Annotated in this window: 15 protein-coding genes; 11 read left to right on the forward strand and 4 right to left on the reverse strand. The window is 54.3% G+C overall.

Features of this window, described 5'->3' with window-relative positions; genetic code table 11:
• Nucleotides 1-2 precede the first annotated feature (2 nt).
• A complete protein-coding gene (locus O3S68_RS21140) occupies nucleotides 3-353 on the forward strand; it encodes a gamma-glutamylcyclotransferase family protein (protein WP_020456270.1) in 351 nt (116 codons plus the stop codon).
• Nucleotides 354-416: 63 nt separating this feature from the next.
• Nucleotides 417-869 carry a hypothetical protein gene (locus tag O3S68_RS21145; RefSeq protein ID WP_020456271.1) on the forward strand — a complete coding sequence of 151 codons (453 nt, stop codon included), beginning with the start codon at nucleotides 417-419 and terminating at the stop codon, nucleotides 867-869.
• Nucleotides 870-1006: 137 nt separating this feature from the next.
• On the opposite strand, the gene ppa is transcribed toward O3S68_RS21145, so the two are convergent.
• Nucleotides 1007-1537 (reverse strand): inorganic diphosphatase, encoded by a 531-nt coding sequence (ppa, locus tag O3S68_RS21150; protein WP_020456272.1) that lies wholly within the window; start codon nucleotides 1535-1537, stop codon nucleotides 1007-1009.
• 400 nt (nucleotides 1538-1937) lie between these two features.
• On the opposite strand from ppa, the gene ytfQ reads away from it, so the two are divergent.
• The 6 genes from ytfQ to O3S68_RS21180 all read left to right on the forward strand — a co-directional run bounded on the left by ytfQ (nucleotide 1938) and on the right by O3S68_RS21180 (nucleotide 8660).
• Nucleotides 1938-2894, forward strand: coding sequence for a galactofuranose ABC transporter substrate-binding protein YtfQ (gene ytfQ / locus O3S68_RS21155; protein ID WP_269232400.1), 957 nt, complete (start codon nucleotides 1938-1940; stop codon nucleotides 2892-2894).
• Between the two features lie 54 nt (nucleotides 2895-2948).
• A complete protein-coding gene (ytfR, locus tag O3S68_RS21160) occupies nucleotides 2949-4451 on the forward strand; it encodes a galactofuranose ABC transporter, ATP-binding protein YtfR (protein WP_020456275.1) in 1503 nt (500 codons plus the stop codon).
• A 10-nt stretch (nucleotides 4452-4461) separates the two neighbouring features.
• Nucleotides 4462-5487 (forward strand): galactofuranose ABC transporter, ATP-binding protein YtfT, encoded by a 1026-nt coding sequence (gene ytfT / locus O3S68_RS21165; RefSeq protein WP_161796292.1) that lies wholly within the window; start codon nucleotides 4462-4464, stop codon nucleotides 5485-5487.
• Complete coding sequence (gene yjfF, locus O3S68_RS21170) at nucleotides 5474-6472, forward strand: galactofuranose ABC transporter, permease protein YjfF (protein WP_045514226.1); 999 nt, start codon at nucleotides 5474-5476, stop codon at nucleotides 6470-6472. The genes ytfT and yjfF overlap by 14 nt, the downstream gene beginning before the upstream one ends.
• 110 nt (nucleotides 6473-6582) lie before the next feature.
• Nucleotides 6583-8148, forward strand: a complete 1566-nt coding sequence (locus O3S68_RS21175; protein WP_045514228.1) for a methyl-accepting chemotaxis protein — start codon at nucleotides 6583-6585, stop codon at nucleotides 8146-8148.
• Between the two features lie 14 nt (nucleotides 8149-8162).
• Nucleotides 8163-8660, forward strand: coding sequence for a DUF2569 domain-containing protein (locus tag O3S68_RS21180; protein ID WP_045514230.1), 498 nt, complete (start codon nucleotides 8163-8165; stop codon nucleotides 8658-8660).
• Nucleotides 8661-8706: 46 nt separating this feature from the next.
• Here the strand turns inward: O3S68_RS21180 and fbp are convergent, their stop codons facing one another.
• Entirely contained in the window at nucleotides 8707-9705 is a 999-nt protein-coding gene (gene fbp, locus O3S68_RS21185) for a class 1 fructose-bisphosphatase (RefSeq protein WP_020456280.1), read from the reverse strand.
• A 280-nt stretch (nucleotides 9706-9985) separates the two neighbouring features.
• Here fbp and mpl point away from each other — a divergent pair, with 280 nt between their 5' ends.
• Nucleotides 9986-11368, forward strand: a complete 1383-nt coding sequence (gene mpl, locus O3S68_RS21190) for a UDP-N-acetylmuramate:L-alanyl-gamma-D-glutamyl-meso-diaminopimelate ligase (RefSeq protein ID WP_269232401.1) — start codon at nucleotides 9986-9988, stop codon at nucleotides 11366-11368.
• A gap of 62 nt (nucleotides 11369-11430) precedes the next feature.
• Here the strand turns inward: mpl and O3S68_RS21195 are convergent, their stop codons facing one another.
• Both O3S68_RS21195 and yjgA read right to left on the reverse strand, forming a co-directional pair.
• The gene (locus O3S68_RS21195) at nucleotides 11431-12639 is read right to left on the reverse strand and encodes an aldose 1-epimerase family protein (protein ID WP_269232441.1); all 1209 of its coding nucleotides are present in this window, start codon (nucleotides 12637-12639) and stop codon (nucleotides 11431-11433) included.
• Between the two features lie 302 nt (nucleotides 12640-12941).
• Nucleotides 12942-13496, reverse strand: coding sequence for a ribosome biogenesis factor YjgA (yjgA, locus tag O3S68_RS21200; protein WP_017459116.1), 555 nt, complete (start codon nucleotides 13494-13496; stop codon nucleotides 12942-12944).
• 95 nt (nucleotides 13497-13591) lie between these two features.
• Between yjgA and pmbA the strand changes: the two genes are divergently transcribed.
• Both pmbA and cybC read left to right on the forward strand, forming a co-directional pair.
• Nucleotides 13592-14944, forward strand: a complete 1353-nt coding sequence (gene pmbA / locus O3S68_RS21205; protein ID WP_269232402.1) for a metalloprotease PmbA — start codon at nucleotides 13592-13594, stop codon at nucleotides 14942-14944.
• A gap of 57 nt (nucleotides 14945-15001) precedes the next feature.
• Nucleotides 15002-15388: a cytochrome b562 gene (gene cybC, locus O3S68_RS21210; protein ID WP_020456284.1), complete on the forward strand. Its 387-nt coding sequence runs from the start codon at nucleotides 15002-15004 to the stop codon at nucleotides 15386-15388.
• The last annotated feature ends 82 nt before the right edge of the window (nucleotides 15389-15470 follow it).

Raw genomic sequence — 15470 nt, forward strand, 5'->3', positions numbered from 1 at the left:
CAATGCGAATATTTGTCTACGGCAGTTTACGACGCAAGCAGGGCAACAGCCACTGGATGACCAATGCTCAGTGGCTGGGGGACTTTTGTGTCGAAAATCATCAGCTGTATAGTCTGGGGCACTATCCGGGCGCAGTAGCCGGTGAAGGAAGCGTCAAGGGCGAAGTTTATCGTATCGACGCAGCAACGCTCGGTGAGCTGGACGCTCTGCGCACCGCGGGCGGTGAATACAAACGCCAGTTGATCCAGACGCCTTATGGCAGCGCCTGGATGTATGTTTACCAGCGTTCGGTTGAGGGAAAAACCTTGATCGAGAGCGGTAACTGGCTCGACCGCGAGCAGTACCAGAAGTAATCACACTTAGAGAACCGCGCCGTTGGCGCGGTTTTTCTTTTCAGCCGAGTAAGGACGAGAAACATGTTACGTAAGACAGCCTGGGTAGTTGCCGCAGCGCTGCTGCTGGCGGGTCTCTTTAGTTTTGGCTACCTCACTTATTACCCTTTCCTCCACTTTTTCTGGGGGCGTGCCGGGCTGGTAATGACCTCCGTTTCCGCCGCTATGCTGGCGACGCTGATTAACGGTCTGCTGTTCGCTTTTTCTGGCTTGCTGATACTGCTTTTGATGCTACGACAAAATGCCCGGCAGCGTTTTTCCGCGCAGCGGATTGTGGTAAGAAGCCTGGGGGCTGCGCTGGGTAACGTGGCGCTGTTTAGCCTGTTTGTCGCCGGGCATAAATTTCTGCTGGCACCGCAAATACCGCCAGGTGTGAGCGTGAATATCACTCATGACTATTTCCACCCGGAGCGGGTGCTGAGCACGGTTATTGTGCTGGCGTTCTCTGCCTGGCGGCATAAAACCCGGCCAGCGTAAGGTGGCCAACGCGCGTTCCGCTTAATCCGATCTCTGCCTGGCTCAGGCAGAGTCATTAAACCGGCAGCTCACAAAGCCTGGACGAAAAAAAGCCCCGGTCGCATTACGCGCACCGGGGCTTTTTTCACTAAAACGGATTACTTCTTCGCTGCGCGCTCGAAAGAGGCAACGATTTCAGCTTTCGCCGCTTCAGCGTTGTCCCAGCCGTCCACTTTCACCCATTTGCCTTTTTCGAGATCTTTGTAGTGCTCGAAGAAGTGGGTGATCTGCGCTTTCAGCAGTTCCGGCAGGTCGTTCACATCTTTAATGTGATCGTACTCTTTGCTCAGTTTGGTGTGCGGTACGGCAACCAGTTTGGCATCTTCACCGGATTCGTCGGTCATTTTCAGCACGCCAACCGGACGGCAGCGGATCACAGAACCAGGCTGCAGCGGGTACGGCGTCGGCACCAGTACGTCTACCGGGTCACCATCCAGCGAAAGGGTGTGGTTGATATAACCGTAGTTGCACGGATAGAACATCGCGGTGGACATGAAACGGTCAACGAACAGCGCGCCGCTCTCTTTGTCGACTTCGTATTTGATCGGGTCAGCGTTAGCCGGAATTTCGATAACAACGTAGATATCTTCTGGCAGATCTTTACCCGCCGGGACGTTCAGTAAGCTCATGTTTGTTTCCTTTAAAATGTGTGGCAAACAAGTGCCGGGTATTATAGCCAACTGGCGGTGAATGTCTTGGGCTGTTTTAACTTACTCACACTTTTTCAGACGCTTTCTGACACGCCATTTATGACCGTTTTATCCATAACCATAGCAGCATCATCAATAATTTTGTGTAACCGATTACAGCGAAATTTCGTTCTAATCCGTACGCAGTAAATTTCTGCAATTTCAATGGATAAATGAGGTGAATTAAAACCGCGCTTTTCGCGCGCCAGATCGCAACTGGTTATCAACAATTCATTCACTTTTCCGATTTGTGATGTAACGCATTCTGTTACATCCTCGATTGTCTATAGTTTTCCCGCAGGTGAAGTTGTAGCCAACAATAACCCTCGAGGATGCTCTTATGTGGAAGCGCTTACTTCTTGTCACAGCAGTTTCGGCAGCCATGTCGTCTATGGCAATGGCCGCCCCGTTAACCGTAGGATTTTCGCAGGTCGGGTCTGAATCCGGCTGGCGAGCCGCTGAAACCAACGTCGCCAAAAGCGAAGCCAGCAAGCGCGGCATTACGCTGAAGATTGCTGACGCTCAGCAGAAGCAGGAAAACCAAATCAAAGCGGTACGTTCGTTCATCGCCCAGGGCGTTGACGCCATCTTTATTGCGCCGGTGGTGGCAACAGGCTGGGAGCCGGTATTGAAAGAAGCCAAAGACGCCAAAATCCCGGTGTTCTTGCTCGACCGCTCCATCGATGTCAAAGACAAATCGCTCTACATGACCACGGTGACCGCCGACAACATTCTTGAAGGCAAGCTGATTGGTGACTGGCTGGTGAAAACGGTCGATGGCAAACCGTGTAACGTCGTTGAGCTGCAAGGCACCGTGGGTGCGAGCGTGGCGATCGATCGTAAGAAAGGGTTTGCCGAAGCCATTTCGAAAGCCTCTAACATCAAAATCATCCGTTCTCAGTCTGGCGACTTTACCCGCAGTAAAGGTAAAGAGGTGATGGAGAGCTTTATCAAGGCGGAAAACAACGGCAAAAACATCTGCATGGTTTACGCCCACAACGATGACATGGCGATCGGCGCTATTCAGGCCATCAAAGAAGCGGGTCTGAAACCGGGTAAAGACATTCTTACCGGTTCTATTGACGGTGTGCCGGATATCTACAAAGCGATGATCGACGGCGAAGCGAATGCCAGCGTTGAGCTGACGCCAAATATGGCAGGCCCGGCGTTCGACGCGCTGGAGAAATACAAAAAAGACGGCACTATGCCGGCGAAGTTGACCATTACCAAATCGACGCTCTATCTGCCGGATACGGCGAAAGAGGAGTTAGAGAAAAAGAAAAACATGGGTTACTGAGTCGCAAAAACCCTCTCCCCGGCGGGGAGAGGGTAAATGTGTAAGGGGTCAACAATGAACGCGGAAGCACACCAGGAAATCCTGCGTACTGAAGGCTTAAGTAAATTTTTTCCCGGCGTAAAAGCGCTCGATAACGTGGATTTCAGCTTGCGCCGCGGCGAAATCATGGCCCTGCTTGGGGAGAACGGTGCAGGAAAATCGACGCTGATTAAAGCGTTAACCGGCGTTTACCACGCCGATAAAGGGGCTATCTGGCTGGAAGGCCAGCAAATCAACCCGAAAAATACCGCCCACGCCCAGCAGCTTGGCATCGGGACGGTGTACCAGGAAGTCAACCTGCTACCGAATATGTCGGTGGCGGATAATTTATTCATTGGTCGCGAACCCCGGCGTTTTGGTTTATTGCGTCGTAAAGAGATGGAAAAGCGCGCGACTGAACTGATGGAATCCTACGGCTTTTCACTGGATGTGCGCGAGCCACTTAACCGCTATTCGGTGGCGATGCAGCAGATTGTGGCCATCTGCCGCGCTATCGATCTCTCCGCCAAGGTGCTGATCCTTGATGAACCCACCGCCAGCCTCGATACCCAGGAAGTGGAGATGCTGTTTACCCTGATGCGCCAGTTGCGCGATCAGGGCGTCAGCTTGATCTTCGTTACCCACTTTCTCGATCAGGTGTATGAAGTCAGCGACCGCATCACCGTGCTGCGTAACGGCGGTTTTGTCGGTTGCAAACCGACCAGTGAGTTGCCGCAAATCGAACTGGTCAAAATGATGCTGGGCCGTGAGCTGGAAAGCAACGCCCTGCAACGTGCCGGGCGCACGCTACTGAGTGAAAAACCGGTGGCGGCGTTCAATGGTTACGGCAAGAAAGGGGTGATTGCGCCGTTCGATCTGGAAGTGCGCCCCGGTGAGATTGTCGGTCTGGCCGGGTTGTTAGGCTCGGGTCGTACCGAAACCGCTGAAGTGATTTTTGGCATTAAACCCGCCGACAGCGGCAGCGCGACCATCAAAGGCAAGTCGCAATCTTTACGTTCGCCACACCAGGCTTCGTGTCTGGGCATCGGTTTTTGCCCGGAAGACCGTAAAACCGACGGCATTATCGCCGCCGCATCGGTGCGGGAAAACATTGTGCTGGCGTTGCAGGCGCAGCGCGGCTGGCTGCGGCCGATCCCGCGCAAAGAGCAGAATGCGATTGCCGAGCGTTTCATTCGCCAGCTTGGCATTCGCACACCGAGCGCCGAGCAGCCGATTGAATTTCTTTCCGGCGGCAACCAGCAGAAAGTGCTGCTTTCACGCTGGCTGCTGACGCGCCCGCAATTCCTGATCCTCGATGAGCCAACGCGCGGTATCGATGTGGGGGCGCATGCGGAGATCATTCGCCTGATCGAAACCCTCTGTGCCGATGGTCTCGCACTGCTGGTTATTTCGTCCGAACTGGAAGAGCTGGTCGGCTATGCGGATCGGGTGATTATCATGCGCGATCGTAAACAGGTGGCGGAGATCCCGCTCGCTGAGTTGTCCGTTCCGGCGATCATGAATGCCATTGCGGCGTAAGGAGTAGAGTGTGATGCCTCAATCACTTGGCCAAACGACGCCGCCAAAGCGCCGTTTTAACTGGCCGACCGGAACGCCGCAGTTGATAGCGCTGCTGCTGGTGTTGGTGGTGGATAGCCTGGTCGCGCCGCATTTTTATCAGGTGGTGTTACAGGATGGTCGCCTGTTCGGTAGCCCGATAGACATTCTTAACCGTGCCGCGCCGGTGGCGCTGCTGGCCATTGGTATGACGCTGGTGATTGCCACCGGCGGTATTGATCTGTCGGTCGGGGCGGTGATGGCGATTGCCGGCGCGACGGCGGCGTCGTTAACGGTCGCCGGACACAGCCTGACGGTGGTACTGCTGGCGGCGATCGGCACCGGTGTGCTGGCCGGTTTATGGAACGGCATTCTGGTGGCGATTTTGAAGATCCAGCCGTTTGTCGCCACGCTGATTTTGATGGTCGCCGGGCGCGGTGTCGCGCAGTTGATCACCTCTGGGCAGATTGTCACCTTTAACGCCCCGTCGCTGGCCTGGTTGGGCAGCGGTTCGCTGCTGCTGTTTCCCACCCCGGTGATTATCGCACTGGTTACGCTGGTGCTGTTCTGGCTGTTCACGCGCAAAACCGCGCTCGGCATGTTCATTGAAGCGGTGGGCATCAACATTCGCGCAGCGAAAAACGCCGGTGTGAATACCCGTGTTGTGGTGATGCTGACCTATGTGCTGAGCGGCGTGTGCGCGGCGATAGCCGGGGTGATTGTCGCGGCGGACATTCGCGGCGCGGATGCCAACAACGCCGGGCTATGGCTGGAGCTGGACGCGATCCTGGCGGTGGTGATAGGCGGCGGGTCGCTGATGGGCGGGCGCTTCAATCTTGTGCTGTCGGTGGTGGGTGCGCTGATTATTCAGGGTATGAACACCGGCATTTTGCTCTCCGGCTTCCAGCCGGAACTCAACCAGGTGGTGAAAGCGGTGGTGGTGATGTGCGTGCTGATTGTTCAGTCGCCGCGCTTTATCGCGCTGATTAAAGGAGTACGCGGTCATGATAAAACGTAATTTACCGCTGATGATAACGCTGGGCGTGTTTGTGCTCGGCTACCTCTACTGCCTGACGCAGTTTCCCGGTTTCGCGTCGACACGTGTGATTTGCAACATCCTGACGGATAACGCTTTCCTGGGGATTATTGCCGTTGGTATGACCTTCGTGATCCTCTCTGGCGGCATTGATTTGTCCGTCGGCTCGGTGATTGCCTTTACCGGGGTTTTTCTGGCGAAAGCCATTGGCGACTGGGGCATCTCGCCGCTGCTGGCGTTCCCGCTGATTCTGCTGATGGGCACTGCGTTTGGCGCGTTTATGGGGCTTATGATCGACGCGTTAAAAATCCCGGCGTTTATCATCACCCTCGCGGGGATGTTTTTCCTGCGCGGCGTCAGCTACCTGCTGTCGGAAGAGTCGATTCCGATTAATCACCCGGTCTATGATTCGCTCTCCAGCCTGGCGTGGATGATCCCCGGCGGCGGACGTTTGAGCGCGATGGGGCTGCTGATGTTATTCGTGGTGGTGATCGGTATTTTCCTCGCACACCGCACCCGCTTTGGCAACGAAGTCTACGCGATTGGCGGCAATGCCACTTCCGCGAACCTGATGGGTATCTCAACGCGCAGTACCACCATTCGTATCTATATGCTCTCGACTGGTCTTGCGACACTGGCGGGGATTGTCTTCTCCATTTACACCCAGGCCGGTTACGCGCTGGCGGGCGTGGGGGTTGAACTGGATGCTATCGCCTCGGTGGTGATTGGCGGCACGTTGCTTAGCGGCGGCGTCGGCACAGTGTTAGGTACGCTTTTTGGCGTGGGTATTCAGGGACTTATCCAGACCTATATTAACTTCGACGGCACGCTCAGTTCATGGTGGACCAAGATTGCCATTGGCATCCTGTTGTTTATTTTTATCGCGTTGCAACGTGGCTTAACGGTGCTGTGGGAGAACCGCCAAAGCTCACCTGTTACACGCGTTAGCACAACGGCAACAAAGTAATAACATATTGAAATGACTATTTTTCCCTAAAGTAATTCCGGTGGCGGTCGATAACTGACGAATCGGCTTAATTTACGCCAAAAAGTATCGCTGCTACCGGGATTCACATCATGCTTAAAACGCTTTCGATCCGTACTGGTTTACTTTCTTTGCTGGCTGTTATGACGTTTCTCCTGCTGCTGGTTAGCGGCATCGGAGTTTATGCACTCAATAAAAGTTCCTCATCGCTGGAGCGAATTAGCCAGCTTCAGGGCGAAAAGATGGCGCGCCTGAGCGAAGGCTACACGCTGATCCTGCGTGCGCGTAATGAAGCGGGTCAGGCCGTGCGCATGATGGAAGTTGGTTTGCTGGACGATGCCGCCAAATCGGTAAAGATGATCAATGGCGAAATTGAACACGGTGAGCAATCGCTTGCTGGTGTGATTAAGGCGGGCGTCGATGATGAACAAGGTGCTGCACTGCTGGCGGCGTTAGCGAAAAGCTACGGCGACTACGTCAATCAGGGCATTAAACCGATGCAGGATGCGCTCAACCAACAGAGCGCCGATGCCTATTACGATCTGCTGGAAAACAAACTTATCCCTATCTCCCGCCAGTTCGACAACGATATGCAGGCCTTCCAGAAATGGGGCGAAGTGCGCGGCAAAGCGGAAGTGAGCGCCGTTCAGAGCAGCAAAAACGGCGTTATGCTGCTGATTCTGGTGGTGGCGTTACTGGTGGCCGGGATCATCGTACTGGCCTGGCTGGCGCTGCGTCATTTACTGCTCAAGCCGCTGGATACGTCTATTCAGCAACTGGAACAGGTAGCGGCAGGGGATTTGACCTACCTGAAAACCGACGTCAGTAGTAAAGAATTTAACCGGCTGAATGCGGCCATTGAAGAGATGCGCCAGTCGCTGGTGGGTTCGGTCACCCGCGTGCGCGATGCCAGCTCGCAAATTGATACCGGCAGCCGTGAACTGGCGGCGGGAAACATCGATTTGTCGCAGCGTACGGAATCGACCGCCACATCGCTGGAGCAAACCGCGGCCAGCATGGAGCAGATCACCGCCACGGTGAAACTGAACGCCGACAACGCCGAACAGGCGCACAAACTGGCGAAGACGGTTTCCGATACCGCCGATCGCGGCAGCGAAATGGTCTGCTATGTAATTGAAAAAATGCGCGATATCTCCGCCAGTTCCGATCGCATCGCCGACATTCTTAGCGTGATTGACGCCATTGCTTTCCAGACTAATATTCTGGCGCTGAACGCCGCCGTTGAAGCGGCGCGCGCGGGTGAGCAGGGGCGCGGTTTTGCCGTCGTAGCCGGTGAAGTGCGTAACCTTGCCAGCCGCAGCGCCGAATCGGCGAAAGAGATCCGGGCGCTGATCAGCAGCTCGCAGGCGCAGGTCTCTGAAGGCAGCGATCTGGCGATGCAGGCCGGCGAAACGATGGACGAAATCGCCGAAGAAGTGTTGCGCATGACCAAACTGATGCGCGAAATCGCCAATGCGTCGCAGGAGCAGAGCCGCGGTATTGAGCAGGTGAATATCGCCGTCAGCCAGATGGATGAAACCGCGCAGCAAAACGCGGCGCTGGTACAGCAATCTTCTGCGGCGACCCGTTCGCTGGAAGAGCAGTCGCGCGAATTGTTGCAGGCAATGGCTTCATTCCGTTTACAGACGCAGGGATAACGAAAGGCAACGACATGGGAATCTGTATTCAATGCGATAAGGAAGCGCTGAAAGAGAGTGATTTCTGCGCGGAGTGTGAGGCGCGCGAGTTTAAAAAAATTCGCGGCTGGCTGTTTGTTCCTGCTATTGGGCTGGTGCTGTCGCTGCTCAGCGTGATTGTCTCTTTCAGCGCGACGCTCAAAGTGGTGATGGAGCATTACAGCGTGCTCGTTGGTGGACAAAAAGGGATGCTCGTTTTCGAACTGGTATTCTACGGGGTAATGTTCGCCTACACGGTCTTCGTCGGGAGCCTGTTCTTTCGCAAGAAACGGCTGCTTCCGCGTTTTTACATTGGTTTTCTGCTGTTATGGATTGCCTTTCATGGCGTAGATGTATGGCTGGCGCATCAGGTGTTTGATGTGCCGTATGTCTACGATACCGTAAGCTCACTGGTTCGTAGCGTAATAAGCGCGGCGATTTGGATCCCCTATTTTGTGGTGTCCGAGCGCGTCAAACGCACCTTCGTACGCTAAAAAAAAGCGCCACAATCGTGGCGCTTTTCTCGTTTTGCCCGGCTGATTACGCGTCCGGGAACTCACGCATATAGCGTTCTACGTCATCCACCATATGCTCGTTGCCGACAAAGAACGGACGGCGCTGATGCAGGCTTTCCGGCTGGATATCCAGAATACGGTTTTTGCCGTCGCTGGCTTTACCGCCTGCTTGTTCCGCGAGGAACGCCATCGGGTTGCATTCGTACAGCAGACGCAGTTTCCCTTCCGGGTGGCTGGCGGTGCTTGGGTAGAGGTAGATGCCGCCTTTCAGCAGGTTACGGTGGAAATCCGCCACCAGCGAGCCGATGTAGCGCGTGGTGTAAGGGCGGTTGGTCGCTTTATCTTCTTCCTGGCAGAACTTCAGGTATTTCTTCACGCCCTGCGGGAATTTGATGTAGTTGCCTTCGTTAATGGAGTACGTGTTGCCACGATCCGGGAAGCGCATACGCTCCTGACACAGGCAGAACACGCCAAGTGACGGATCGTAAGTGAAGGCGTGTACGCCACAGCCGGTGGTGTAAACCAGCATGGTGGACGAACCGTAAACCACATAACCGGCGGCGACTTGTTTGTTGCCCGGTTGCAGGAAATCTTCCATGGTGACCGGCGTGCCGACTGGCGTTACGCGGCGATAGATGGAGAAAATTGTCCCGACGGAGACGTTAACGTCGATGTTGGAGGAACCATCCAGAGGATCCATCAGCACCACATATTTTGCGTGCTCGCAGCCTTCGAAAACGACGATCTCATCTTCTTCTTCAGAGGCGATGCCAGCCACGATATCGCGGGCGCGGAGTGCGGCTTTCAGTTTTTCGTTCGCGAACAGGTCGAGTTTTTGCTGCTGCTCGCCCTGCACGTTTTCAGCACCGCTTGCACCCAGGATATCGACCAGACCGGCCTTATTGATATCGCGATGAATGATCTTGGCGCCCAGTTTTATCGCCGACAGCAAAGCAGTCAGTTCACCCGTTGCATGCGAGAACTCATGCTGCTTTTCGACAATAAATTCACCTAACGTTTTCATAACACTTTCCCTGCATTTTTCATGATGGAGTAAAGCGATTGTAGCCTGTGGTTTTCAGGTTGCTGCTCACAGCAAGTTCCGGATAGTAAACAGCCGACGCCGTAACAGCCAGAGCTTTCGCAAACGAAAACGCGAAGGTCCTGTAACAATACTAACAAACATTCAAAAGCTCGCGCACAGGTGAATCGCGCCAGCTATATGCGGATTATCCTGAAATGCATTTCTCTGTGCGTAAACATATGAGTAAAATGTGCGCCAGTTTAAGAAAGGATAACGACGTATGCGCATTCATATATTGGGGATTTGTGGCACTTTCATGGGCGGGCTGGCAATGCTGGCGCGCTCGCTGGGACACCAGGTAACGGGCTCGGACGACAGTGTCTATCCGCCGATGAGCACGCTGCTTGAGAATCAAGGGATTGAACTGATTGAAGGTTATGACGCCAGCCAGCTCGATCCGGCGCCGGATTTGGTCATCATCGGCAACGTGATGAAGCGCGGTAATCCCTGTGTGGAAGCGGTGCTGGAAAAGAACATTCCGTTTATGTCGGGCCCGCAATGGCTCCATGACTTTGTGCTGCGCGACCGTTGGGTTGTCGCCATTGCCGGTACGCACGGTAAAACCACCACCGCTGGCATGGCGACCTGGATTCTGGATGCCTGCGGTTACAAACCGGGCTTCGTGATTGGCGGCGTACCGGGCAATTTCGATGTATCCGCGCGTCTGGGTGAAAGCCCGTTCTTCGTGATTGAAGCCGATGAATATGACTGCGCCTTCTTCGACAAACGTTCCAAATTTGTCCATTACTGCCCGCGCACGCTGGTGCTCAATAATCTTGAGTTTGACCACGCGGATATTTTCGATGACCTGAAAGCGATTCAGAAACAGTTCCACCACCTGGTGCGCATCGTGCCGGGGCAGGGGAAAATCATCTGGCCGGAAAACGACATCAACCTGAAACAGACGATGGCGATGGGCTGCTGGAGCGAGCAGGAGCTGGTGGGCGAGCAGGGGCACTGGCAGGCGAAAAAACTGAATACTGACGCCTCCAGTTGGGAAGTGTGGCTGGATAACGAATGCGTAGGCCAGGTGAACTGGGGTCTGGTGGGCGAGCACAACATGCATAACGGCCTGATGGCGATTGCCGCCGCGCGTCATGTTGGCGTTGCACCGGCAGATGCGGCGAACGCGCTGGGCTCTTTCATCAATGCGCGTCGTCGTCTGGAGCTGCGTGGCGAAGCCAATGGCGTGACCGTGTATGACGATTTTGCCCATCACCCGACGGCAATCCTGGCAACCCTCGCGGCGCTGCGCGGGAAAGTGGGCGGCACCGCGAAAATTATCGCCGTGCTGGAGCCACGCTCGAACACCATGAAAATGGGCATCTGCAAAGCCGATCTCGCTCCGTCGCTGGGACGCGCCGACGAAGTGTACCTGCTGCAGCCGCCGCATATTCCCTGGCAGGTGGCGGAAGTGGCGGATGCCTGCGTACAGCCTGCGTACTGGAGTGCGGATGTAGATACGCTGGCGGAGATGATTGTCAAAAGCGCCCAGCCGGGCGATCACATTCTGGTGATGAGCAACGGCGGGTTTGGCGGTATCCACCAGAAACTGCTGGACGGGCTGGCGAAAAAAGCGCAACTCGCTGCTGAAAGCGCCTGATTAAATTAAGCCGAATAAAAAACCGCGCCTGAAACCTGGCGCGGTTTTTTTATGCCTGCGCGTTACTCTTTCGCCATCGGCGTTTCAATCGACTGCGGGGTTTTGCTGCCCTGAATTTCCTGCACGCGTTTCTCTACTTCAGCCACCTGACCGCTGCTGTGCAGCAAGGTATAGGTTAAATCGAAGCGGGTGCTCTGGCCTGGTTGCAACTGTTTCACGCGTTTTTGTTCACGCTCAATGGTCACCGGGTAGGCGTAGCTGGTGCCCGGCTCGATACCGGTGACGTAGCCCTGTTTTTCCGTGTCGGTATTTTTCCACAGCGTCAGCACCGGCAACTGTTCAGTGTTATAGCTGATCGCCACGCCTTTATCTCCGGCCTTGTTGAGGAGTGCCGCGACAGTCTGTTTACTGGCGTCGGCCAGCGGCTTGATATTAAACACCATTTCGTCGAAGCCCTTGGTTGGCCCGGCGTAGGTTTGCCACTCTTTCAGCCCTTTTTTAGCGTAATCATTGAACGGGCTGACGTTTTCATACGGCGTAATAAAGCGCGCGCCCTGTTCAAGGATCGGTTTGCTGAAGTTGCTGTGGTAGATGATTTGGTAATCGTGCGGATAGTCAGCATGGTTGGTCAGCACGTCATGCAGACTGAAACTGTTGCTGCCCGGAATGTAGCGCAACTCCATTTCCGTTTGCAGATCCGCTTTTTTGAAGGTGCTCTCTTTCACTAATCCGCGAATGCGAATTTCATAGGGTGCCGTTTCGCTAACATCGACGGAAACCTGCGAAGCGGGCGTGTTACCCACTTTGCCATGCAGGGTGTAAATCTGTCCGTCCGCCGTTACCGGATGGCCGGTCCACTCGTAACCGCAGCGCACCACCATCTCGTTGAAACCTTCCAGCCAGCCGAGTCCGTTGCGGCTTTCTAGGTTGATGAATGCCGGGTTAACGACCTCTTTTACCGGTGAATTCCAGCCCATATGCACGCCAAAACCGTCTGCATAGAGTAAATTCATCCCGCGCGTCGGGCTCAGCGCGATAGTCAGGCCGTTTTTACTGCTCAGTTTGATAACTTTGCTGCCCTCTTGTTTGCCACCATGCAGTACCACCTGCTCAATGCTGAACTGCTGATCTTTGATGTTCAGCTGATCGCTGCTGATGCGCCAGTTTCCCTGCTCAACGCCGCCTTCAGCACTTGTCAGCACCCAGGTTTTCGCCATTACCGGAGCAGATACAAGCAGGGCAAGTGCGGAAAGCATTACGGTTTTTTTCATCATTTTGTCCTTTTTAGCTGAATCGATTATTTGCACCACGGCTGAAATCTACGTTTTGCGCAGGGGAGAAAATGTGATCCGTTTCATTTGGTGAAAATGAGCGAGGATGAGAATGAAAATAGCTGGTATTGATCGCATTTATCTATGAAATGAAAGATATATGCGTAATAAATATGTGATAGAGAACGTTTTTAGCTTTAACGATTCAGCTAAATTTTGATCGCGTTCAGAAGGGAATAAATGAAACAGGAAAAGGGAAGCAGGAAAAGCCCTCTCCCGCAGGAGAGGATAATTCAGAAAGGTTATTGCTCGCTGGTTTCAGCCAGTTCACGCAGATACTGAAAGATTAAACGCGCGGATTTCGGCGGTTTGTTCCCTTCTTTCTCTTTTTTCGCATTACGGATCAGCGAACGTAACTGCTGGCGGTCAGCATCCGGCCACAGGTTCAGCACCTCTGGCACCGCATCATCACCCTCTTCAATCAGGCGATCGCGGATCTGCTCCAGCTTGTGGAAAAAGGCAACTTGCTGGTTGTGGCGGTTTTTCAGCTTATCCAGCGCCTGGCGAATCGGATCGACATCGCGCTGACGCAGCATTTTACCGATCAACTGCAACTGACGGCGGCGACCCTCTTTCTTAATGCGCTGCGCCAGCTCAATAGCGTCGCGCAGATCCTGGTCGAGCGGGAGTTTATCCAGCGCGTTTTTACCAAGATCGACCATTTCCGCGCCGAGCTGCTTTAACTCTTCAGCATCGCGCTTAATTTCACTCTTACTGACCCAGATGATCTCGTCATCTTCGTCTTCAATATCATCACCGGGCACGTCGTCGAGCCAGTCGTCGGGCTGCTTTGTCATCTCAGGCTCCTTAAAAAAAGAGGCTAATGTTACCAGTTAAGGCGCGCACTGAAAAACGGTTCTCTGTTAGACTTCAAAGAATCTCTCCCTTAATTATGGCATTGGCAATGAAAGTAATCACACAAGTTGCACAACAACGCAAAACGCTGGAAGAGGCGGTTTCCACAGCGCTGGAATTAGCTGCCGGAAAAGCGGACGGTGCGGAAGTGGCTGTCAGCAAAACCACCGGGATCGGCGTGAGCACGCGCTACGGCGAAGTGGAGAATGTCGAATTTAACAGCGATGGGGCTCTGGGGATAACCGTTTATCACCAGAACCGTAAAGGCAGCGCCTCGTCAACCGATCTCAGCCCGGACGCGATTGCCCGCACCGTACAGGCGGCGCTCGATATCGCGCGTTACACTTCGCCGGATCCTTACGCGGGCGTGGCAGATAAAGATCTGCTGGCGTTTGAAGCACCCGATCTTGACCTGTTCCACCCGGCGGAAGTGACGCCGGATGAAGCCATCGAATGGGCCGCGCGCGCCGAACAGGCGGCGCTGAAAGCGGATAAACGCATTAATAATACCGAAGGCGGCAGCTTCAATAGCCATTACGGCATTAAAGTCTTCGGTAACAGCCACGGCATGCTGCAAAGCTACTGCTCCACGCGCCACTCGCTGTCGAGCTGCGTGATTGCCGAAGAGAATGGCGACATGGAACGCGATTACGCCTACACCATCAGCCGTGATATTAACGAACTGCAAACGCCGGAGTGGGTGGGCGAAGAGTGTGCGCGTCGCACGTTGTCCCGCCTGTCGCCGCGCAAGCTGTCGACCATGAAAGCGCCGGTCATTTTCGGCCACGAAGTAGCGACCGGCCTGTTTGGTCACCTGGTCGGCGCGATTGCCGGTGGTTCTGTCTACCGCAAATCGACGTTCCTGCTGGACTATCTTGGCAAGCAGATCCTGCCAGAGTGGCTGACTATTGAAGAACATCCGCACCTGCTTAAAGGGCTGGCATCTTCACCGTTCGACAGCGAAGGCGTGCGTACCGAACGCCGCGATATCGTGAAAGATGGCGTACTGATGCAGTGGCTGCTGACCAATTATTCCGCGCGTAAGCTGGGACTGAAAAGCACCGGACATGCAGGCGGTATCCATAACTGGCGCATTGCCGGACGCGGCTTGAGCTTCGAACAGATGCTAAAAGAGATGGGCACCGGGCTTGTTGTCACCGAGCTGATGGGCCAGGGCGTGAGCGGCATTACCGGTGATTATTCGCGCGGTGCGTCCGGTTTTTGGGTAGAAAATGGTGAAATCCAGTACCCGGTGAGCGAAATTACCATTGCAGGAAATTTGAAAGATATGTGGCGTAATATCGTTACCGTTGGTGACGATATCGAACACCGTAGCAATATTCAGTGTGGTTCAGTGTTACTCCCGGAGATGAAAATCGCCGGACAATAACTCCGTGGCGCACAGAGTTGCGCCTTTAGCGTGAATAATAAAAAAAGGAAGTGAGCAATGCGTAAAAACCTGTTAGCGATCCTTGCTGTGTCATCGTTGTTTGTTGGATCGTCGGTGTTCGCCGCCGATCTCGAAGATGATATGGGCACCCTGAATGACAATCTGAAAGTGGTGCAGAAAACCAGCGACGCTGGCGAGATGAAAGATGCATTAACCAAAATGCGTACCGCTGCGCTGGATGCACAAAAAGCGACGCCGCCGAAACTGGAAGGTAAAGCGGCAGATAGCGCGGAGATGAAAGATTATCGTCACGGCTTTGATGTGCTGGTCGGGCAGATTGACGGCGCGCTGAAACTGGCTAACGAAGGCAAAGTGAAAGAGGCGCAGGACGCCGCCAAAGGGTTCATTGATACCCGCAATACGTATCACAAGAAATACCGTTAATTCGGTATCTGGTTAAACGAAGCGGGGCAATCGCCCCGCTTTTTACTTCAGCTTCTCGACCGGAATTTCCGGTGTCCGCTTT

Source organism: Kosakonia sp. SOY2 (assembly GCF_027109175.1).
Classification (GTDB): domain Bacteria; phylum Pseudomonadota; class Gammaproteobacteria; order Enterobacterales; family Enterobacteriaceae; genus Kosakonia.

Excerpts from the sequence above, each read along its gene's own strand:
- O3S68_RS21140 (WP_020456270.1), top strand. The coding sequence starts at position 3 with ATGCGAATATTTGTCTACGGCAGTTTACGACGCAAGCAGGGCAACAGC.
- O3S68_RS21145 (WP_020456271.1), top strand. The coding sequence starts at position 417 with ATGTTACGTAAGACAGCCTGGGTAGTTGCCGCAGCGCTGCTGCTGGCG.
- ppa (WP_020456272.1), bottom strand. The coding sequence starts at position 1,537 with ATGAGCTTACTGAACGTCCCGGCGGGTAAAGATCTGCCAGAAGATATC.
- ytfQ (WP_269232400.1), top strand. The coding sequence starts at position 1,938 with ATGTGGAAGCGCTTACTTCTTGTCACAGCAGTTTCGGCAGCCATGTCG.
- ytfR (WP_020456275.1), top strand. The coding sequence starts at position 2,949 with ATGAACGCGGAAGCACACCAGGAAATCCTGCGTACTGAAGGCTTAAGT.
- yjfF (WP_045514226.1), top strand. The coding sequence starts at position 5,474 with ATGATAAAACGTAATTTACCGCTGATGATAACGCTGGGCGTGTTTGTG.
- O3S68_RS21175 (WP_045514228.1), top strand. The coding sequence starts at position 6,583 with ATGCTTAAAACGCTTTCGATCCGTACTGGTTTACTTTCTTTGCTGGCT.
- O3S68_RS21180 (WP_045514230.1), top strand. The coding sequence starts at position 8,163 with ATGGGAATCTGTATTCAATGCGATAAGGAAGCGCTGAAAGAGAGTGAT.
- fbp (WP_020456280.1), bottom strand. The coding sequence starts at position 9,705 with ATGAAAACGTTAGGTGAATTTATTGTCGAAAAGCAGCATGAGTTCTCG.
- mpl (WP_269232401.1), top strand. The coding sequence starts at position 9,986 with ATGCGCATTCATATATTGGGGATTTGTGGCACTTTCATGGGCGGGCTG.
- O3S68_RS21195 (WP_269232441.1), bottom strand. The coding sequence starts at position 12,639 with ATGAAAAAAACCGTAATGCTTTCCGCACTTGCCCTGCTTGTATCTGCT.
- yjgA (WP_017459116.1), bottom strand. The coding sequence starts at position 13,496 with ATGACAAAGCAGCCCGACGACTGGCTCGACGACGTGCCCGGTGATGAT.
- pmbA (WP_269232402.1), top strand. The coding sequence starts at position 13,592 with ATGGCATTGGCAATGAAAGTAATCACACAAGTTGCACAACAACGCAAA.
- cybC (WP_020456284.1), top strand. The coding sequence starts at position 15,002 with ATGCGTAAAAACCTGTTAGCGATCCTTGCTGTGTCATCGTTGTTTGTT.